General features: G+C 69.2%; 16 protein-coding genes and 1 riboswitch. Of the genes, 11 read left to right on the forward strand and 5 right to left on the reverse strand.

The genetic code is table 11. The annotated features are described in order from the left end of the window. Positions 1-38 precede the first annotated feature (38 nt). The 5 genes from AAFF32_RS00130 to AAFF32_RS00150 form a co-directional block, all read right to left on the reverse strand. A complete protein-coding gene (locus tag AAFF32_RS00130; RefSeq protein WP_216966072.1) occupies positions 39-962 on the reverse strand; it encodes a helix-turn-helix domain-containing protein in 924 nt (307 codons plus the stop codon). 144 nt (positions 963-1,106) lie between these two features. After that, positions 1,107-3,458 (reverse strand): winged helix-turn-helix domain-containing protein, encoded by a 2,352-nt coding sequence (locus tag AAFF32_RS00135; protein WP_342316090.1) that lies wholly within the window; start codon positions 3,456-3,458, stop codon positions 1,107-1,109. A gap of 262 nt (positions 3,459-3,720) precedes the next feature. Next, entirely contained in the window at positions 3,721-4,407 is a 687-nt protein-coding gene (locus AAFF32_RS00140; RefSeq protein WP_216966068.1) for a potassium channel family protein, read from the reverse strand. Positions 4,408-4,495: 88 nt separating this feature from the next. Next, entirely contained in the window at positions 4,496-6,373 is a 1,878-nt protein-coding gene (thiC, locus tag AAFF32_RS00145) for a phosphomethylpyrimidine synthase ThiC (RefSeq protein WP_342316091.1), read from the reverse strand. Between the two features lie 50 nt (positions 6,374-6,423). Next, a riboswitch (TPP riboswitch) is annotated at positions 6,424-6,521 on the reverse strand. Positions 6,522-6,553: 32 nt separating this feature from the next. Next, the gene (locus AAFF32_RS00150; protein ID WP_216966063.1) at positions 6,554-7,210 is read right to left on the reverse strand and encodes a CPBP family intramembrane glutamic endopeptidase; all 657 of its coding nucleotides are present in this window, start codon (positions 7,208-7,210) and stop codon (positions 6,554-6,556) included. 454 nt (positions 7,211-7,664) lie between these two features. Between AAFF32_RS00150 and thrA the strand changes: the two genes are divergently transcribed. The 11 genes from thrA (at position 7,665) to AAFF32_RS00205 (ending at position 21,258) form a co-directional block, all read left to right on the forward strand. After that, a complete protein-coding gene (thrA, locus tag AAFF32_RS00155) occupies positions 7,665-10,202 on the forward strand; it encodes a bifunctional aspartate kinase/homoserine dehydrogenase I (protein WP_342316092.1) in 2,538 nt (845 codons plus the stop codon). Further along, complete coding sequence (locus tag AAFF32_RS00160) at positions 10,199-11,155, forward strand: homoserine kinase (protein ID WP_216966059.1); 957 nt, start codon at positions 10,199-10,201, stop codon at positions 11,153-11,155. Before thrA ends, AAFF32_RS00160 begins: the two co-directional genes overlap by 4 nt. Continuing rightward, positions 11,152-12,441, forward strand: coding sequence for a threonine synthase (gene thrC / locus AAFF32_RS00165; RefSeq protein ID WP_342316093.1), 1,290 nt, complete (start codon positions 11,152-11,154; stop codon positions 12,439-12,441). The genes AAFF32_RS00160 and thrC overlap by 4 nt, the downstream gene beginning before the upstream one ends. A gap of 94 nt (positions 12,442-12,535) precedes the next feature. Beyond that, entirely contained in the window at positions 12,536-12,721 is a 186-nt protein-coding gene (locus tag AAFF32_RS00170) for a hypothetical protein (RefSeq protein ID WP_342316094.1), read from the forward strand. A 105-nt stretch (positions 12,722-12,826) separates the two neighbouring features. Beyond that, positions 12,827-14,578, forward strand: coding sequence for a dihydroxy-acid dehydratase (locus tag AAFF32_RS00175; RefSeq protein WP_342316095.1), 1,752 nt, complete (start codon positions 12,827-12,829; stop codon positions 14,576-14,578). 66 nt (positions 14,579-14,644) lie between these two features. Continuing rightward, a complete protein-coding gene (ilvC, locus tag AAFF32_RS00180; RefSeq protein ID WP_342316096.1) occupies positions 14,645-15,664 on the forward strand; it encodes a ketol-acid reductoisomerase in 1,020 nt (339 codons plus the stop codon). Then, positions 15,664-17,400 carry an acetolactate synthase 2 catalytic subunit gene (ilvG, locus tag AAFF32_RS00185; RefSeq protein WP_342316097.1) on the forward strand — a complete coding sequence of 579 codons (1,737 nt, stop codon included), beginning with the start codon at positions 15,664-15,666 and terminating at the stop codon, positions 17,398-17,400. Before ilvC ends, ilvG begins: the two co-directional genes overlap by 1 nt. Beyond that, positions 17,384-17,620: an ACT domain-containing protein gene (locus AAFF32_RS00190; protein ID WP_216966048.1), complete on the forward strand. Its 237-nt coding sequence runs from the start codon at positions 17,384-17,386 to the stop codon at positions 17,618-17,620. Before ilvG ends, AAFF32_RS00190 begins: the two co-directional genes overlap by 17 nt. After that, positions 17,611-18,585 (forward strand): aminotransferase class IV, encoded by a 975-nt coding sequence (locus AAFF32_RS00195; protein WP_216966046.1) that lies wholly within the window; start codon positions 17,611-17,613, stop codon positions 18,583-18,585. The genes AAFF32_RS00190 and AAFF32_RS00195 overlap by 10 nt, the downstream gene beginning before the upstream one ends. 4 nt (positions 18,586-18,589) lie before the next feature. Next, entirely contained in the window at positions 18,590-19,684 is a 1,095-nt protein-coding gene (locus AAFF32_RS00200; RefSeq protein ID WP_216966044.1) for a threonine dehydratase, read from the forward strand. Next, a complete protein-coding gene (locus tag AAFF32_RS00205; protein WP_342316098.1) occupies positions 19,681-21,258 on the forward strand; it encodes a 2-isopropylmalate synthase in 1,578 nt (525 codons plus the stop codon). The genes AAFF32_RS00200 and AAFF32_RS00205 overlap by 4 nt, the downstream gene beginning before the upstream one ends. Positions 21,259-21,304: the final 46 nt, after the last annotated feature.

The following is a 21,304-nucleotide window of genomic DNA, read 5'->3' on the forward strand; positions in this document are numbered from 1 at the left end:
GAATCGCCGGCCGTTTGTGGTAACGCGTGCGTGCGCGATCAGTTGCCAGTCGCGAGCGACTTGCGTTCCAGCGACTTGCGCGAGACCGCCAACGCGCGGCTCGCATCGCCACGAGCGGACGCGGCGCGGTAGCGCGTGGCGGACTCGCCGAAGCGCGCGCGGAAGGCACGGGCGAAGCTGCAGCAGTTGTCGAAGCCGCTGGCCGCGGCGACTTCGCCGATCATCATCGAAGTGCTGGTCAGCAGGTCCGCCGCGTGCTCCAGGCGCATGCGCGCGGAGGCCGCCTGCGGGCTTTCCTCGTAGAGGCTGTGGAAGGTCTTGGAGAAGTACCAGCTGGAGAAGCTGGTCAGCTCGGCCAGTTCGCTGATGCGCACCACGCGGTCGCAATTGCCTTCCAGGTACAGGCGGGCACGCTGCAGGCGGCCGAAGACCTGACGCTTGCGGCTGCGCGAGCGGCCCGGGCAACGCGGGATGCGTGCGGCCAGTTCGCGCTGGACGCCGGCGAGGTGCAGCAGGATCGGGCGCAGGAGCGAGGCGTCGAAGCCGGCGCCGGGGTTCTCCGCCAGACGGGCCGCCGCTTCGCGCCACAGGCGCAGGGCGATGCGGGCGTCGTGACGGGTCATCTGGCCACGGCCGGCGTAGAGGCCGCGGTCGGCGAAGCGGGTCATTTCCCGCAGCGCGTCGCCGGACAGGGTGAGACCGATGGCGATGCCGAAGCGGTCGGCCTGGACGACCGGCTTGGAGTCCTTTTCGAACGCGAGCCAGTCGCCGCTGCGAAGACGGAACTTGCCCTCTTTCGCCTCGACCCACGAGCTGCCATGCAGCTGCACCCAGAACGAGAAGCCGCCCGAAACCTGGACGCTGCCCAGCCGGGAAACCCCGATGCAACCGCCCTGAACCGCGCCGTCAGGCGTGTCGAGCTGCAGCAGCTGCCCGCGGTCCGCCCATTGCACTTGCTCCATTGGTCCACCTCATGTGCCGAGAATGGTCAATGGATTTGCCTGAGAGGCGGGGTCGCCATCAGGAAAGTTGGTCGAGACTTATCCGAAATCGCAACGACGGCAAAACCGAAGGACTTCCGAAAGGACTTTTCCCAGCGGCATCAATTACTTGATCCATCCGGGCATCACGTCCGTCGTTTCCTTCGGCAGCTCCATGTAACCGATATCGGCCCCGTCCCACTCGACCAGGGCCAGATAAGCCACGTCACCGCGCGGCCCACCGAGGCTGAAACCATTGATCGCCGAGCGTCGGGTCTGGTCCAGGCAACGCGGCGGAGCGGTGTCGCTGGGGACGATCCGGCGCAGGCTGGCGGCGCAATCCTGGAGCCGCTCCATGTAGCGGACCTCGCCGTCGGGCGCCACGGACCACATGCGGTAACGGTCGGCCGTCGGGTCGGCGGCGCTGATGCGCCGGATCGACGCGGCCGACAGGTCCAGCCCGACTTCCCACAGCCCGGCCTCGGTCAGGCGGGTGAACAGAATGCGCCGGCGCGGCCCGTCCACCTGGAAGTGCGAGACGCCATCGACCCGGCCGAGGGAGCGCCACGGCGTGGTGGAACGGTCGTACATGCGCAGCTGCGGGAGGCCGTCGTCGTTGGCGGCCAGGACGAGCAGGCGGTTCGCGTCCGGCGTGTACTGGGCCTGGAGCGGGTCCGGGTCGGGGATCGGCAGGGTCACGACCTGACCGCTGGCCGCCATGACTTCCTGGACCACCGCCTTGCCGCCTTCGTCCGAGCCGGTGACCAGCAGGCGGCGGGCGTCGGACGACCAGGACGGGGCGTAGCGGGTGCCCGGGCGAACCCCGCCCATCATGCGCAGCGTGTCGGGCTGGTCCACGTCGCCCACCCACAGGCCATTGCTGCCGGAGCGATCCGACACGAAGGCCAGCTGCCGCCCGTCCGGCGCGATCGCCGGCAGGAGGTCGCGCGACGAGGACGGATAAAGTGGCTCGACCACGTGCACGCGACCGTGGCCGGAGCCGTCGCTGTCCAGGCGCACGCGGTACAGGCCGAAGTACGGACGGCGCTGGACGAAGGCGATCGCCCGCCGCGCGCGCGCCGCCACCGGCGATTGCGCCTCGTCGAGCCCGACCGGCCGCGCCTCGCCGGTGCCGGTGTCGAGCCGGAACACGCGGTATTCGCCGTCGACCATCGCACTGAAGAGCAGGCCGCGCCCGCTCGGCGACCAGTCCCAGCCACGCAGGTCGGCACGCAGGCGGCTGAGGCGTTCGGCATTCCCGCCCTGCGCGGGAATGCGCCAGAAATCCCCCAGCGGCGGGTTGCGCACGAACACGATCCAGCGGCCGTCCGGCGAGTAGCGCGGCGAGGTGTCCAGCTCTTCGGGGTCGTGCGGGTACTCGATCGGCCGCCACTGTCCGCTGTCGAGGTCGAGCACTCGCAGCCCCAGGCTGCCGTGCTCGCCGGTCATGCCGCCGAAGATCAGACCGTTGCTGTCGGGCGTCCAGTCGAAGCTGGGCGGGTTGCGGCGGTCGCAATCGCCGACCTCGTGCTCCGAGCGCGCGTTCGGCGTGACCAGACGGATGCTGCAACTGTCCACCGTGGTGCGCATGAAGGCGATCCAGCGCCCGTCGGGCGACCACGTCGGCGCGCTGTCGTCGGCGCCTTCCGGGGGGCGCGTGAGCTGGCGCGGCTGCGTCTGCTCGGTCGTCTGGATCATGATCGCGGTGCCGCGCTGCCCCTCGGGGATCGCGACGTACGCCACCAGGCCGGCGTCCGGCGACAAGGTCGGCGACAGCTCGAACCCGACGGCGGAGGTGATCAGGCGATAGGGGCGCTCACTTCGCAGCCCCTGCATGCCCGACACCGCCACCGGCGTATTCGCCTCGCCGGAATCCACGGGCGCGCGCAGCAGGGCCCAAGCGACCAGGCCCGCGACCAGCAGGGCCACGGCAAACACCACCGAGGCGATCGACGCCCAGGTCCCGCGCGGCATCGACGCGGCCGGAAACGGCACCGGCGCCAGCGGTTCGCTCGGATCGGCGCCGGCAATCGCCGGGTACTTGGCGGTCGTGCGCGTGGGGTCGGCCCAGCGCTCGTCGCCGGTCACCGTGTCTGCACTGCCCGAAGGCGTGGCGGTGTGAACCCATTCGATCGGCGCCAGCAGGCGATAGCCGTTCTTGGCGATCGTCTCGATGTAGCGCGGATTGCCACGCTCGTCGTCGAAGGCCTTGCGCAGCTGCGTGATCGCCTGCGTGACCACGTCGTTGGTCGGCAGCGTGTCCGGCCAGACTTCGGTCATCAGCGTGTCGCGGCTGACCACCCGCCCGGCCTGCTCGACCAGCACCAGCAGCACGCCCATGGACTTGGGGGTGATGCGCAACGGCCGACGCTTGCCCGGCGCGCGGATCTCGCGCAGGGGCACGTCGACCACGCATTCGCCCACGCGCAGTCGTTCGGACGGCAGGGGCGAGGTGGAGGGTTCGGAAGGTCTGGGCATGAATCCGGAGATGTTGAGCGGCAAGCTGAACAGCCGTCATGTGCCGAAAGGGTTTGGCATGACTACTCGGCAAATCCGGCAAAACGCCCAGACGTCACGGGGAAAGCAAAACTTGCCTGGACATTCTAACGTCCGCAGGCTTACTCCCGTTTACATGGGGGTGGGCTTCAGGCCCTCTCTCGCCGACGTACTACAGAACGTTCTGTTCCAGCATTCGCGCTCCGGCGCGAATTTTTTTGTCTGGAGATCCCGGCCCGCAGCGTCAGCGGGCGCCGTAGCGCAGGATCGTCAGGCCCACCAGGCGCGAAACCACCACGGCGATGTAGGCCACGCCGGCGAACTGCTCCAGCATCACCAGCACGCGTGCCGGCGAGGACAGCGGCAGAATGTCGCCCAGGCCCGTCGCCGAGAGCGTGGTGAAGCTCAGGAACAGCAGTTCCAGCCAGGTGCGCGGCGCCTCGGGGTTCACCGCGCCGGTGAAGCTGCCCGGATACCAGGCCTGGCATACGAAATACGCATAGGCGAAGCCCCAGGCGAGCAGCGTGAACGTCGCGCCCGCAGCGAACAGTTCGTCGGTGGTGACGCGATGATCGCCGAGCATGTAGGCGATCAGGCTCGCCGCGGCGTACAGGTACAGCAGCGCCTCCAGCGCGGAGGACACCACCAGCAGCGTGTCGTTGCCCAGCACGACGGCCGCGACCGACAGCAGCAGCGCAGGCGCCGCCAGCAGCCACGCCACCCACACTTTCGCCGGGCTGCGGTTGACCACCCACACCGCCAGCATCAGCACCGCCACGCCCAGTGCACCGAACAGCACGCGCCCGCCGCGCATCTCGTCGAACAGCGGGTACAGCACCAGACTCAGCAGCTGCGCCCCCAGCAGGAATGCGGAAGGATGGCGCCGCGCTTGCGCGCGCCAGCGCAGCTTGCCGATGCGGTTGTCTGCCATGTCGCCTCGCGTCCCTTCCGGATGCGGCCAAGCGTAGCCGAACGCGGGGCGAAGGGGCGTCGTTGTGCGACAACGACGCCCTGCGAAGTCACGCCTTGCGGTAGACCTGCGCGCCCTGCGCGCGGAATTCCGCCGACTTCTCCGCCATGCCCTCGGCCAGCGCGGCGGACTCGTCCACGCCATGCTCCTTCGCGTAGTCGCGCACGTCCTGGGTGATCTTCATCGAGCAGAAGTGCGGGCCGCACATCGAGCAGAAATGCGCGACCTTGTGCGCATCCTTCGGCAACGTCTCGTCGTGGTACTCGCGCGCACGCTCCGGATCCAGGCCGAGGTTGAACTGATCTTCCCAGCGGAACTCGAAACGCGCCTTGCTCATCGCGTTGTCGCGCGCCTGTGCGCCCGGGTGGCCCTTAGCGAGGTCGGCCGCATGCGCGGCGATCTTGTACGCCATCAGGCCTTCGCGCACGTCTTGCTTGTTGGGCAGGCCCAGGTGCTCCTTCGGCGTGACGTAGCACAGCATCGCCGTGCCGAACCAACCAATCATCGCCGCGCCGATCGCACTGGTGATGTGGTCGTAGCCCGGCGCGATGTCGGTGGTCAGCGGGCCGAGCGTGTAGAACGGCGCTTCGCCGCACTCGCGCAGCTGCTTGTCCATGTTTTCCTTGATCAGCTGCATCGGCACATGGCCGGGGCCTTCGATCATGGTCTGCACGTCGTGCTTCCACGCGATCTTGGTCAGCTCACCCAGCGTTTCCAGTTCGCCGAACTGCGCCGCGTCGTTCGCATCGGCGATCGAACCCGGACGCAGGCCGTCACCGAGCGAGAAGGCCACGTCGTAGGCCTTCATGATTTCGCAGATCTCCTCGAAGTGCGTGTATAGGAAATTCTCCTTGTGATGCGCCAGGCACCACTTGGCGAGGATCGAACCGCCGCGCGAGACGATGCCCGTCACGCGGCCCGCGGTGAGCGGCACGTAACGCAGCAGCACGCCGGCATGGATGGTGAAGTAATCCACGCCCTGCTCGGCCTGCTCGATGAGCGTGTCGCGGAAGATCTCCCAGTCGAGCTCCTCCGCGCGGCCGTCCACCTTCTCCAGCGCCTGGTAGATCGGCACCGTGCCGATCGGCACCGGCGAATTGCGGATGATCCACTCGCGCGTTTCGTGGATGTGCTTGCCGGTGGACAGGTCCATCACCGTGTCCGCGCCCCAGCGGATCGACCACACCAGCTTCTCCACTTCCTCGGCGATGCCGGACGACACGGCCGAATTGCCGATGTTCGCGTTGACCTTGGTGAGGAAGTTGCGGCCGATGATCATCGGCTCGCTTTCCGGATGGTTGATGTTGTTGGGGATGATCGCGCGACCGCGCGCCACTTCATCGCGAACGAATTCCGGCGTGATGATCTTCTGGATGTTCGCGCCGAAGGTTTCGCCCGGATGCTGGCGCAGCAGGTGCGCCTCGCGGATCGCCTCGATCCGCTGGTTCTCGCGGATGGCGATGAACTCCATCTCCGGCGTGACGATGCCGCGACGCGCGTAGTGCATCTGCGTCACGTTGGCGCCGGACAGCGCACGGCGCGGCAGCGGGCGATTGCGGAAACGCACGGCGTCGAGCTTGGGATCGTGCTCGCGCTTGCGGCCGAATTCCGACGACAGCGCGGACAGCACTTCGGTGTCGCCGCGTTCGGCGATCCACTGCGCGCGCAGCGGCGTCAGCCCCTGGGCAAGGTCGATGTGCGCGTTCGCATCGGTGTAGGCGCCGGAGGTGTCGTACACGGCGATCGGTGCGTTGTCTTCTCCACCGAACATGGTCGGCGTCTTCGCCAGCGCGATCTCGCGCATCGGCACGCGCAGATCGGGGCGCGAACCTTCGACGTGGATCTTGTGCGAGCCCGGAATCGGACGGGTGACGTCGGCCGACAGCTGTTCGGCCTTCTGGAGGAGTTCGGAGGGGACAGCATTCATGGCGTTCGTCCTGGAGCGGCGGGACGAAGCGGCGGCGCGCACCGCACGCACGGCGGTGTCGCGAAGCTTCCCTACGGCGGTCTCAACCGCATCAGGTTCGAAGGGTCTGTCTCAACCGGCCCCATGGCCGGTACCCCCGCTTCGGCGTGCATTTCACCACGCGGCCGCGGGCGGGACAACTCAGCCGCCCGCCCCGCCCTGGGTCATCGGGACGACATCCGCAAGGATGTGCGCGAACACCACCGGCCACAGCCGCCCCGTGCGCACATAGAACACCGACAGCAACAGGCCGAATACGAGGATCGATACGGCGCCCGCCGGCCCCTGGTAAAGGTGGGTCAACAGACGCACCAGCAGCGAAAGACCGATGGCGATGGAGGCACCGTGCTCCCTCAAGCTGCGGGTCAGCACGCCCAGCAGGAAGACTTCCTCGAACGTTCCATTGACGATCGAGATGAGAACGGTCGAGCCGAGAGAGGCCTCGGTAAAGGAGAATCCGACGACCGCACGCTCCAATCCGAGGATCGCGAGGACCGCCGCGCACGCCATCCACGTGGCGAAGAACAGCACGATGCCGACCACGGTTCCGCTCAGGTCGGGGCGCGGCATCAGTGAATGCACGTCGAAATCGCGCACGCGAAGGTAGAACACCGCGGCCATACCCAACATGATTTCGATGAAGGCGGCCCAGACGTTCGAGGCGTCCGAGAAGACCTGATCGGGAAACCCCACCACGACGGCCTCCACCGACGCCAGGACGGATAGGCCGAAGCAGATCGCCGCGACCGCGAAAGCTTCGCGGAGCGACAGAGTGGTCCTGGCCGTCGACGTGTTCACGAATCCCCGCACTGAGCCCTGCCGCGCATGCGTCGGCTGGGTGTCCGATTGTTGGTTGGTACGCGCCTGCGCGCGGCTCCCCGGCAGCCCGCATGCTAGTGGAGGCATGGGCTGCCGGTCACCTGCGACTCGGACGCTCCGGCACAAGAGCGACCGAATCGCAGCGCGGACGGCGTTGTCCGGTTACAGATGCAACAGTTGACAAGCCCCGAAACCGCGTGATCTTCTCGACCCCATGACGCATCGCAGCACGCTTCCGCAGACCGACCTGACCGCGCCGACCGGCGTGGCGTCCGTTGCGGGCGTATTTGCGATTACCACCGGTACCGGTACCACTCGCTTGCGGGTGCGGACGGGCGTGTCCAGTTGATCTGAAGACCACGCCTCCGCACCCGAACCGGGTGCGCAGGTCTGGCACCCGGGCGGTCGCGGGGCTCAAACACGGAGCCCGACCATGCCCCCCGCAGACGCATCACTTCCACCTTCTCCGCAGTGCCACGTCCACAAGTTCGGCGGCAGCAGCCTGGCCGATGCGTCGCTTTATCGCGCCGCTGCCGCCTTGCTGCAGGATCCGGCGCGCACCCGCATCGTCGTCGTATCAGCGATGCAGGGCGTTACCGACGCCCTCCTCGCCCTGCTGGCATCCGCACGCCGGGGCGATGACTGGGCCGCCGAATGGGACGCGCTGCGCGAGCGGCATCTCGTCGCCGCAGCGGTCCTGGACCCCAATGGTCATCACGTCCTCAAGGCCGCACTGCTGCAGGACTTCGACGTTCTGCACGAACAACTCCTCGCGCTGGCCTGCGGCGATGCATCGGCCGACGTGCATGCTCGCGGTTTGCCCGGTCTGGGCGAAGTCGTGTCCTCGCGTCTGATGCAGGCCGCCCTCGGCGCTGATGCAGCGGGCTGGCACCGGCTCGATGCGCGCGACGTGCTCGTCGTGCACGAAGGCGAGATGGGCATGGCGGTGGACTGGGCCGCCTCGCGCGAGCGCCTGGCCGCGTGGCGTGCGAGCCACGCCGACGGCAACGTCGTAGTCACCGGTTTCGTCGCGCGCGATGCCGACGGCCATGCCACCACGCTCGGCCGCAACGGCAGCGACTACTCGGCCGCGATCTTCGCCAACCTGTTCGATGCCGTCGGGCTCACCATCTGGACCGACGTCGACGGCGTGTTGTCCGCCGACCCGCGCCTGGTGCCCGAAGCGGTGTGCCTGCCTTCGATGTCCTACGCCGAGGCCTGCGAGCTGGCGTACTTCGGCGCGAAGGTGCTGCATCCGCAGACCATGGCGCCGGTGCAGGAACGCGGCATTCCGCTGTGGATCCGCAACACGCACCGCCCCGAAGCGCCGGGCACGCTGATCTCCACGCACAGCGGCCACGACGCCGCGCCGGTCAAAGGCCTGAGCCTGGTGCGCGACCTGGCCATCGTAGAACTCGTCGGCAACGGCATGGTGGGCGTGCCGGGCGCGGCCGAGCGCCTCTTCGGTGCGCTGCGCGGCGCGGGTGTATCGGTGACGATGATTTCGCAGGGTTCGTCCGAGCATTCGATCTGCTGCGTGCTGCGCGCCGATCAGGCCGAGCGCGCGCGCAACGCCGCCGCTGCCGCCTTCGCCGACGCCATCGCCGACGGCCAGGCGCAAGGCGTGACGCTCACGCGCGACATCGCCGTGCTGGCGGCGGTCGGCGACGGCATGGTCGGTACGCCCGGCGTCGCGGCGCGCCTGCTGAGCGGACTGGCGCAGGCACGCGTGAATGCACGCGCCATCGCGCAGGGCGCTGGCGAACGCAACATCTCCGTCGCCATCGGCGCGAACGACGCGACGCGCGCCTTGCGTGCCGCGCACGCCGCGTTCTGGCTCTCGCCGCAGACGCTGTCGGTCGGCGTGATCGGCCCCGGTCAGGTCGGCAGCGCGCTGCTGGTGCAGATGTCCGCCGCGTTGCCGCGGCTGCGCGAGCGTTCCGGCCTGGACCTGCGCCTGCGCGCCATCGCGAACAGCCGCGCGATGGTGCTCGACGAACGCGGCGTGGAGCCGGCCGACGCCGCCGCCCGCCTGCAGGGCGGGGCCGCACGAGCGCTGGATCTGGATGAATTCGCCGACCACGTCCGTGGCGAACACCTCCCGCATGCGCTCATCGTCGACTGCAGCGCGAGCCCGCGCGTGGCCGAACACTATCCGCGCTGGCTGGCGCGCGGCATCCACGTCGTCACGCCCAACAAACTGGCCGGCAGCGGTCCGTGGGCGAACTACGCCGCGATCCAGGACGCCGGCCGCCGTGGCGGTGGACGTTTCCGTTACGAAGCCACCGTCGGCGCGGGGCTGCCGGTGATGCTCACCCTGCGCAATCTGCTCGACACCGGCGACGAGTTGTACGCCATCGACGGCATGCTCTCGGGCACACTGGCGTGGCTGTTCAACCGGTTCGACGGCACGGTGCCGTTCTCGCAGCTCGTACGCGAGGCGCAGGCGCTGGGCTATACCGAGCCGGATCCGCGCGACGACCTTTCCGGCCTCGACGTCGCACGCAAACTGGTGATCCTGGCGCGCGAGGCCGGTCGCGCGCTGTCGCTGGAGGATGTCGAAGTGGAGAACCTGGTGCCGCAGGCACTGCGCGAAGTGGACCGCGGGGCGTTCCTCGCGCGCCTGGAGGAAATGGACGCCCCGATGCTGGCCCGCTACCGGGAGGCCGCGGCGGAAGGCCGATCGCTGCGCCACCTCGCCCAGCTCGACCGTGATGGCCGCGCCCGCGTCGGCGTGGTCGCCCTGCCCGCCGAGCACGCCTGCTGCCACACACGGCTGACCGACAACCTCGTGCAGTTCCGCACGCGCCGCTACGCCGACAATCCGCTGGTCGTACAGGGTCCGGGCGCCGGACCCGAGGTGACCGCGGCCGGCGTGTTCGGCGATGTGCTCGCGATCGCGCAGTCGCTCGGCACCGCGCCGGGGCTGTCGCTGCCACTGGGCGAAGCGCACGCAGAGGTCCATGCATGAGCGACGACATCGAGGCACAGCCCATCGCCCGCGCGTTCGCGCCGGGCAGCGTCGGCAATATCGGCGTGGGCTTCGATCTGCTCGGCCATTCCATCGTCGGCGTACGCGACGTCGCGATCGTACGGCGCATCGCCGAACCCGTCGTCCGCATCGACGCGATCCGAGGCCACGTGCCCGGCGCGGACTCGCTGCCGCTGCAGGCCGAACGCAACACCGCCGGACAGGCACTGATCAGTCTTCGCAACAAGCTGGGGCTTGCTCACGGCTTCACCGTGGAACTGGAAAAAGGCATTCCGCTCGGCTCCGGCCTCGGCGGTTCGGCGGCCTCGTGCGTGGCCGCGCTGGTCGCGGCGAACGCGTTGCTCGACACACCGCTGCCGCGCGAAGCGCTGTACGAATTCGCGCTGGACGGCGAATCGGTGTCCAGCGGCAGCCGCCACGGCGACAACGTCGCACCGATGCTGCTCGGCGGCGTGGTGATGGCGACCGACACCCGCATGATCCCGCTGCAGGTGCCGCAGTGGCTGCACGCGGTCGTGGTCCACCCGGATCAGGTGCTGGAAACACGCCGTGCGCGCGCGGTGCTGGCCGATCCGTATCCGCTGTCGGTGGTGGTCGAACAGAGCGCGCATCTCGCTCTGTTCCTGACGGGGCTGCAACGCGGTGATGCAACGCTGTTGCGCGAGGGCCTGCACGACCTGCTGGTCGAACCGCGCCGCGCGCCACTGATTCCCGGCTTCGTCGAGGCCAAGGCCGCCGCACTCGAACACGGCGCGCTCGGGGCCAGCATTTCCGGCGCAGGGCCGAGCACCTTTGCGTGGTTCGAATCGCGCGAGCAGGCGCAGGCCGCGGCGCCGTCGATGCAGGCTGCGTTCGCCGCGGCGGGCTACGGTTCACGCGCCTATGTCACGCCGGTGGCCGGCCCGCGCGCGGAGGTCATCGAACGCGCATGAACTTCCTCAGCACCCGCGGCCAGACGCCGCCCACCTCGATCGACGACGCCCTGGTCGCCGGCCTCGCGCCGGACGGCGGGCTGTACGTGCCCGAATCGATCCCACACATCGACATCACGCCCGGCGCCACACTCGCCGATACGGCGCATGCCGTGCTGCGTCCCTACTTCGCCACGTCCTCGTTGCGCGATGCGCTCGCCGATATCTGCACGCATGCCTACTCCTTCGATGCACCGCTGCGACCGCTCGGCAAAGACGATCATCTTCTCGAACTCTTCCACGGCCCGACGGCGGCCTTCAAGGATTACGCCGCACGCTTCCTGGCCGAATCGCTGTCGCGCCTGCGCCATGCCGACGCAGCGCCGACCACGATCGTCGTCGCCACGTCCGGCGACACCGGTGCGGCCGTGGCCTCGGCCTTCCATCGTCGCCCTGGCTTCAACGTCGTCGTCCTCTACCCCGAAGGCCGTGTTTCGCCGCGCCAGGCGCACGGCCTGGAATGCTGGGGCGACAATGTGCGCACGTTCCGCGTGCAGGGCACGTTCGACGATTGCCAGCGGCTGGCGAAGCAGGCGCTGTCGGACGAAGCATTGCGTCGCGACGTACCGCTGAGTTCGGCCAACAGCATCAGCCTGGGGCGCTTGCTGCCTCAAGTGGCGTACTACGCGCACGCCGCGTTGCGGTTCCGGAGCGCGAACGGGCAGCCGCTCAACTTCATCGTGCCGACCGGCAATCTGGGCAATGCATGCGCCGCGTTCGTCGCACGTCGCATGGGTTTGCCGATCGGCGAGCTGATCCTCGCCTGCAATGCCAACGACGTCCTGCCGCGCTTCTTCGCGGGCGAGGCTTACGCACCGCAGGCGACGAGAGCGACGCTGGCGAATGCGATGGACGTGGGCGCACCGAGCAATTTCGAGCGCCTGCGCCACTGGCACCGCAACGACGATGACTTGCGCACGAGTGTCACCGCGTTCTCGGTCAGCGATGAGGACATCACCGACACGCTCCGCCGCGCGCCCGAACGGCACGGCATCGTGCCCTGTCCGCATACCGCGACGGGGCTGAAGGTGCTCGAAGGACTGCGCTCGCGCGGCGATACGCGTCCGTGGGCGGTCGTCGCGACGGCGCACCCGGCGAAGTTCGACGGCATCGTCGAGCCGCTGGTCGGCCACGCGGTGCCGGCACCGCCCGCGCTCGCCGAAACACTGGCCTGGCCGGCCTCCGCCGAACGGCTGTCGGCCGACTACGAAGCACTGCGAACGCAACTGCTCGGAGGCACGACGTAGTTGCAACGGTAACCATCGCGCTGCGGTGAGACTTCGCCGCAGTTGCGAACGAAACTGTTGACACGCCCATTCAAGCCATGTTTACCTCGAACCCATGACGCAACGCAGCAACCATTCGCAGACCGCCCACCACCGGACCCACCGTCCGGCCGTTGCGCTGCGCAAGGCCGCGGACACCCGCGCCCTCGAGTTGCTGACCAAGATCGCGCCCCTCTCGGCGCTCATTCTTGTACTCGTACTTATTACCGGGCTTGCCAGCGCGGAGTACGGGTTTGTGTAAGTAAGACACCACACACCCCAGGTCGATACCCAAGACCCCGCGCCCGAAACGGCGCGGGGTCTTTGTTTTGGGCCTGCGGTTTCCCCAGTCAGGAGAACGCAGTTCGTGAGAAGCAATGCCATCAAGCAAGGCCCCGCACGCGCTCCGGCACGCGCCATGCTGCGCGCCACCGGGCTGGACGACGAGGCGATCGCCAAGCCGCTGGTCGCCGTGGTGCACACGTGGTCGGACGTCTCGCCGTGCAACTTCACGCTGCGCGACCTGGCCCAGCACGTGCGCGCCGGCGTCATCGAGAACGGCGGCACGCCGATCGAGTTCAACACCATCGCCGTCACCGATGGCATCGCGATGGGCTCCGACGGCATGCGCGCTTCGCTGGCCTCGCGCGAGACCATCGCCGACTCCATCGAGCTGGCGGTGAACGGCCATTGCCTGGACGCGATGGTGCTGCTGGTGGGCTGCGACAAGACGATTCCGGCCGCGGCGATGGCGGCGGCGCGGCTCGATATCCCGACCGTGATCCTCTACGGCGGCACCATCATGCCCGGCCACTGCCGCAAGGACGGCAGTGACAAGGCGCTGACCGTGCAGGACGTTTTCGAGGCGGTGGGCGCGCACTCGGCCGGTCGCATCGACGACGCCGAACTGCATCGGATCGAATCGCACGCCTGTCCCGGCGCGGGCGCGTGCGGCGGCCAGTTCACCGCCAACACGATGGCGATGGTGCTGACGTTCCTCGGCCTGTCGCCGCTCCAGCTCAACGACATTCCCGCCGTCCACGCCGACAAGCCCGCCGCCGCGCGGGCTTGCGGCGCGATGGTGATGCAGCGTTTGCGCAACGGTGGACCGGGACCGCGCGAGATTCTCTCTCCCGTCGCGCTGCGCAACGCGGCGTGCGCGGTCTCGGCCACCGCGGGCTCCACCAACGCCGCGCTGCATCTGCTGGCGATCGCGCACGAAGCCGGCGTGGCGTTCGACCTGGAGGAATTCGAAGCTGCCGCGCGCACGCCCGTCATCGCCGACCTCAAACCCGGCGGGCGCTACACCGCGGCGGAGATGTTCGAATACGGCGGCACCGCCCTGGTCGCGCGCGAACTGCGCGCGGCCGGCCTCATCGAAGACATTCCCACCGTCACCGGCCGCAGTTTCTTCACCGAGCTCGACGAGGTTCCCGCACCGGGTGCACAGGACGTGGTGCATCCGATTGCGCGTCCGCTCAAGCCGCGCGGCGGCTATTCGATCCTCTACGGCGATCTCGCACCTGAAGGCTGCATCCTCAAGCTCGCCGGCCACGGCATCGAACATTTCGAAGGCACGGCGCGCGTGTTCGATTCGGAGGAAGCCGCGTTCGCCGCCGTGCAGGCGCGCACGATCCGTGCCGGCGACGTCGTCGTGATCCGTTTCGAAGGCCCCGCCGGCGGCCCGGGCATGCGCGAGATGCTCGCCGTCACGGCCGCGCTGGTCGGACAGGGGCTCGGCAACGACGTGGCGCTGATCACCGACGGCCGCTTCAGCGGCGCCACGCACGGCTTCATGGTCGGCCACATTTCACCCGAAGCCGCGCGCGGCGGCCCGCTCGCCAAGCTGCGCGATGGCGACCGCGTGCGTATCGACGTCACCACGCGCCGCATCGACGTCGATGCCGACCTGCGGACGCGGCCGGTGGCGCGCATCGCGCCGCGCGTCACCACCGGTGTGCTCGCCAAGTACGCCGCGCAGGTGAGTTCGGCCTCGCGCGGCGCGGTCACTGCGCCGGGCCCGCTGGATGCCGCGCGCGCGAAGTCCCGCGAGATCCCCGTGCAGGTCGTCGGGGAGCCCATCGAACCTGATGAAGCGAAGGAACTGTTCCTGGTCTGAGACGGCATTTCCGTCGGACCCGTTACCGCATTGCCCCGCCCACCCTTTCACCCAACGGACACTTACATGAGCACCCAAGCCAAACCCCGCATCGCCATCGTCGGCTACGGCAGCCAGGGCCGCGCGCACGCGCTGAACCTGCGCGACTCCGGTTTCGACGTGACCATCGGCCTGCGCCCCGGCGGCCCGACCGAGATCAAGGCGAAGGCGGACGGCTTCACCGTCAAATCGCCCGCCGAAGCGGTGAAGGACGCGCAGCTCGTCGCCGTGCTCACGCCGGACATGGTCCAGCCGCAGCTCTACGGCGAGGTGATCGAGCCGAACATCGCACCCGGCGCGTGCCTGCTGTTCGCGCACGGCTTCAACGTGCATTACGGGCAGATCACGCCGCGCGAGGACCTGGACGTCGTGCTGGTCGCACCCAAGGGCCCGGGCGCGCTGGTGCGCCGCGAGTACGAGATCGGCCGCGGCGTGCCGTCGGTGTATGCCGTCCACCAGGACAAGAGCGGCAATGCCGAGCAGCTTGCGCTGACCTACTGCGCCGGCATCGGCGGCGCGCGCCAGAACGCCATCCGCACCACCTTCAAGGAAGAGACCGAGACCGACCTGTTCGGCGAGCAGGCCGTGCTCTGCGGCGGCGCCACCAAGCTGGTGCAGGCCGGCTGGGAAACGCTGGTGGAAGCCGGCTACCAGCCGGAGGTCGCGTACTACGAGTGCCTGCACGAACTGAAGCTGATCGTCGACCTGTTCTATGAAGGCGGCATCACGCGCATGCACGAGTTCATCAGCGAGACCGCGCAGTACGGCGCGCTCACGCGCGGCACTTACGTCGTCGACGACAACACGCGCGCGCAGATGAAGAAGATCCTCACCGAGATCCAGGACGGCACGTTCGCGCGCCAGTGGATCGCCGAGTACGCCGCCGGCAACGCGAACTACAAGGCGCTCAAGCAGGGCGACCTGGAGCATCCGATCGAGGCCGTCGGCAAGAAGCTGCGCGCCAACATGAAATGGCTTTCCACCGCGCCGCAGGCGACGCCGTCCGCGGCCGCCGGAAAGCGCGAATCGCAGACAGAGGCGGCGTGATGAACGGTGCTCGCTGGCTGGCGCAAGCCCTGTCGGCCGAAGGCGTGGACACGCTCTTCGGCTATCCGGGCGGCGCGATCATGCCCTTCTACGATGCCCTGCACGGTTCGGATCTCAAGCATGTGCTGGTCCGGCACGAGCAAGGTGCGGCCTTCGCGGCCAACGGGTATGCACGGGCCAGCGGGCGCGTGGGTGTATGCGTGGCGACCTCCGGTCCCGGCGCATCGAATCTGGTCACGGGCATCGCCGACGCGATGCTCGATTCGGTGCCGATGGTGATCATCACCGGCCAGGTGCCGACGGCGCTGATGGGCACCGATGCGTTCCAGGAGCTGGACGTGTTCGGCATGACCATGCCGATCGTCAAGCACAGCTTCCTGCTGCGCCGCGTGGACGAATTGCCGAACGTCGTCGCCGAGGCGTTCCGCCTGGCGCGTTCCGGACGCCCCGGCCCGGTGCTGATCGATCTGCCCAAGGACGTACAGATCGGCGACGCCTCGCATCTGCCGCCGCACGTTCCACACGACATCGACGATGCGCCCGCGCCGAAGGACGCCTCGCTGCATGCCGCGCTGGCCCTGCTTTCGCAGGCGCACAAGCCGGTGATCTACGGCGGCGGCGGCATCGCGCTGGGCGATGCGGTGCAGGCGTTCCGCACCTTCGTCGACGCCACGCAGATTCCGACGGTGCTGACGCTCAAGGGCCTGGGCGCGCTGCCGTCGGGCCACGCGCTCAACCTGGGCATGCTGGGCATGCACGGCAGCCGCGCCGCCAATCTGGCGGTGCAGGAGGCCGACCTGCTGCTGGTCGTCGGCGCGCGCTTCGACGATCGCGCCACCGGCAAGCTCGCCGAGTTCGCGCCGAATGCGCGCGTGGTCCACATGGACCTGGATGCATGCGAGATCGGCAAGCTGCGCCATGCCGATGCCGCGGTCTGCGGCGACATCCGTCGCACCCTGACCTCGTTGACCCTGCCCTGCGCCGCGCACCTGCACGGCCGCAACGGCGCCGCGCGCCGCGCCTGGCGCGCGACCTGCCAGCAGCGCATGCGCGAGTGCGCCGCGCGCTACGACGCGCCCGGCGAAACGGTGTACGCGCCCGCATTGCTGAAGCGTCTGTCCGAAATGGCGCCGGGCGCGATCGTCGCCTGCGATGTCGGCCAGCACCAGATGTGGGTCGCACAGCACTGGCGCTTCGGCGATCCGCGCCAACACCTCACCAGCGGCGCGCTGGGCGCGATGGGCTTCGGTCTGCCCGCCGCCATCGGCGCGCAACTGCAATCCACCGATGCTCAGGTCGTGTGCGTCAGCGGCGACGGTTCGTTCCTGATGAACGTGCAGGAGCTGGCGACGCTGCGCCGCTATGGCCTGCCGATCAAGATCGTGCTGCTGGACAACCAGGCGCTGGGCATGGTGCGCCAGTGGCAGGAACTGTTCTTCGACCGGCGCTATTCCGAGGTCGACCTGTCCGACAACCCCGACTTCGGCGCGATCGCGGCGGCGTTCGGCGTGCAGGCGCTGCACGTCGATCGCGCCGATCGCGTGGAGGACGCGCTGCAGGCGCTGCTCGCCATCGACGGCCCCGCGCTGCTGCATGTCGCCATCGACCAGGCCGCCAACGTGTGGCCGCTGGTTCCGCCCAATCACAACAATGCGCAGATGCTCGATCCGGAGCTCGACGCCGCGTCCAACCCTCCCACCCCCAACGAGGATCCCCGCCATGCGATACCAGCTTGATCTCACGCTCCGTCAGGCCGAAGGCGCGCTGTCGCGGGTACTGGGCGCCGCCGAGCGCCGCGGCTTCCGTCCGCTTGCCGTCGACGGCGAAGCGCAGGCCGACGGCGACCGCTGGTACCTGCGGCTGACCGTGGAAGGCGAACGCGACGACGCCAACCTGCAGCACCAGCTCGCCAAGCTCTACGACTGCCTGTCGGTGGAGGTGTCGCCATGTCAGTGACCGCCACACCCGCACCGCCGCCCGCGCGACAACATTCGGCCGCACAGCCGGCGACTCGCCCCATCGAACTGCGCGACGAGGCGCGCCGCCCCGGCATGCCGCTGCTGTGGTTCGACGGCGAACTGAGCAGCGCCGACACGCTGCAGGCGCCGCTGACCACGCACGCGATGCACTACGGCACCGGCGTGTTCGAAGGCATCCGCAGCTACGCCACGCGCGATGGCGCCGCGGTGTTCCGGCTGCCCGAGCACCTGGAGCGCATGCGCAAGGGCGCGGATCTGCTGGGCATCGACTTCGACGTCGCGCAGGCCTTCGAGGCGACGCTGCAGACGCTGCGCGCCAACGGCCACCGCGATGCCTACGTCCGCCCGTTGACGTGGCTGGGCACGGGCGCGGAAGGCGTGTCCGTCGGCCTGGACGTGCCGGGGCTGAGCCAGCACTTCATGGTCGTCACGCTGCCCACGGTGGTCCACCTCAACGGCAAGCGCTCGCGCCTGACCGTGTCGCCGTGGAAGCGCAACCCCGCCTCGTCGCTGCCGCCGCTGAAGCTGTGCGGGGCCTACATCAACTCCATCCTGGCCAAGCGCGAATCGCGCCTGCGCGGGTTCGATGAAGCGCTGTTCGTCGACGACGACGGTTATGTCGTCGAGTGCACGGGCGCGAATGTGTTCATGGTGCGCAACGGCGAAGTCACCGCGGTCGAGCATCGCGACGCACTGCCGGGCATCACCCGCGACACGGTGATGGCGCTGAGCGGCGCGCGCTCGCGGCCGGTGACGCATCACGAGCTGCTGGACGCGGACGAAGTGTTCGTCTGCGGCACGGCGGCGGAGATCGCCCCGATCAGCGCACTGGACCGCCGCGAGTTCGGCGACAACCCGGTGACACGCGTGCTGCAGGCACAGTACGCGCGTGTCGTGCGCGGCGAAGACGCCGCACATGCGCACTGGCTGACGGTGGTCTGAGGCCATGGACGGCGACGTAGTCACCGACGTACGCACAGACGCGACCGTCACCGCCGCCGACGTGTTGGCAGCGCAGGCCCGCCTGCGCCGCTACCTGTCGGCAACGCCACTGCACCACGCCGAGCGCTTCGGCTGCTGGCTGAAGCTGGAGAACCTGCAACGCACCGGTTCGTACAAGGTGCGCGGCGCCCTGAATGCACTGCTGGCCGCGCGCGAGCGCGGCGACCATCGCCCCGTGATCGCCGCCTCCGCCGGCAATCATGCGCAAGGATTGGCGTGGGCCGCCTACCGCCTGGGTGTCAACGCCATCACCGTGATGCCGCGCGGCGCGCCGCAGACCAAGATCGCCGGCGTGTCGCACTGGGGCGCGACCGTGCGCCTGCACGGCGATTCGTACGACGAAGCCAAGGCGTTCGCGGCCGAACTCGCCGCACAGAACGGCTACCGCGTGCTGTCGGCCTTCGACGATCCCGACGTGATCGCCGGCCAGGGCACCGTCGGACTGGAACTGGCCGCGCTCGCACCCGACGTGGTACTGGTGCCGATCGGCGGCGGCGGCCTCGCCTCCGGCGTCGCCCTCGCGTTGAAGTCGCAGGGCGTGCGCGTGATCGGTGCGCAGGTCGAAGGCGTCGACGCGATGGCACGCGCACTGCGCGGCGATCGGACCCTGCGCGATCCCGCGGCCACGCTGGCCGACGGCGTGCGGGTGAAGGAACCCGGCCAGCTCACGCAGCGCCTGCTCGCGGAACTGCTCGACGACGTCATCGTCGTGCGCGAGGCCGAACTGCGCGAAACCCTGGTGCGCCTCGCGCTGGAGGAGCACGTCATCGCCGAAGGCGCCGGCGCGCTCGCGCTCGCGGCCGGGCGGCGCATTGCCGGCAAGCGCAAATGCGCCGTCGTCTCCGGCGGCAACCTCGATGCGGGTGTACTCGCGCAGTTGCTGTCGGACGTGCGCCCGCGCGCGCCGCGCCGCCCGCGCCGTCGCCATCGTGAACAGGCCGCCGCCCTGGAGCCGGCCATCGCCACCCTGAACCCCATCCCGTCCACCACGCCCCGCGCCGCCGCCATCGCGCGCGTCCACGAGGAGCTCTACGCATGAACGACCCCGCATCGCGAGTACGCATTTTCGACACGAGCCTGCGCGACGGCGAGCAATCGCCCGGTTGCAGCATGACCGCGCCGCAGAAGCTTCGCTTCGCGCACGCGCTTGCCGAGCTCGGTGTCGATGTGATCGAGGCGGGATTCCCGGCCAGTTCGGAAGCCGACATGGACGCCGTGCGCGCCATCGCGCGTGAAGTGCGCGGCGCCACGGTGGCGACGCTGGCGCGCTGCCATGCGGGCGACATCGAAGCCTGCTCGCGTGCGCTGGAGCACGCCGTGCATCCGCGCATCCACGTCTTCATCTCCACCAGCCCGCTGCACCGCGAGCACAAGCTCGGCCTGGACCGCGCGCAGGTGCTCGAACGCGCCGTGATGGGTGTGCAGCTTGCCAGGAAGTACGCCGACGACGTGGAGTTCTCCGCCGAGGATGCGTTGCGCACCGAGCCGGACTTCCTGGCCGAAGTCTGCGTCGCGGCCGTCGCCGCCGGCGCACGCACGCTGAACATCCCCGACACCGTCGGCTACACGACGCCGAGCGAGATCCGCGCCCTGTTCGAGTACCTGTGCGCGGCGGTCCGCGAGTCAGGTGCCTCCGGCGCGGAGCAGGTGGTCTTCAGTGCGCACTGCCACAACGACCTGGGACTGGCGGTGGCGAACTCGCTGGCCGCCATCGAGGGCGGTGCGCGCCAGGTGGAATGCACGATCAACGGCATCGGCGAGCGCGCCGGCAATTGCGCGCTGGAAGAACTGGTGATGGCGCTGCGCGTGCGCGGCGAGTACTACGGCGCGCATACGCGCATCGACACGCGCCGGCTGGTGCCGACCTCGCGCCTGCTCTCGCGCATTACCGGCATGGCCGTGCAGCGCAACAAGGCGGTCGTGGGGCAGAACGCGTTCGCGCACGAATCGGGCATCCACCAGCACGGCATGCTCAAGCATCGCGGCACGTACGAGATCATGCGGCCGGAGGACGTGGGCTGGGCGCAGTCGCAGATGGTGATGGGCCGCCACAGCGGCCGCGCCGCGCTGAGCGACCGCCTGCAGACGCTGGGCTTCGCGCTGGACGAAGCGCAGCTCAATTCGGTGTTCGCCGGCTTCAAGTCGCTGGCCGAGAAGAAGCGCGAAGTGTTCGATGCGGATCTGGAAGCGCTGGTGCTCGGCGCCGACGCACGCATGGCGCGCGGGCATCGCCTGACGCGCTTCCACGTCAGCACCGGTGTCGCGCAGGACAGCCTGCCCACCGCCAGCGTGCAGCTGGTCGATGCGGACGGCGTGACGGTGAGCGAGGCCGCGGTCGGCGACGGGCCGGTGCACGCATTGTTCGCCGCGCTCGCACGCGCCACCGGCATCGCGCTGGAGATCGACAGCTACCAGGTGTCCAGCGTCACCACCGGCGACGATGCGCAGGGACAGGCGCAGATCATCGCGCGCGTGGAAGGACGCGAGCTCACCGGCTCGGGCACCAGCACCGACATCCTCGAAGCGAGCGCGCTCGCATGGCTGGACATCGCCAACCGTGTGCAGCGCAAGCGCGCACAGACGCCACAGACGCGCACCGCCGCGATCGCCTGAACCCACCGCGCCCCGTTCCGCAGGAGCGGGGCCATGCCAGACGCCA

Source organism: Lysobacter sp. FW306-1B-D06B (assembly GCF_038446665.1).
Classification (GTDB): Bacteria; Pseudomonadota; Gammaproteobacteria; order Xanthomonadales; family Xanthomonadaceae; genus Lysobacter_J.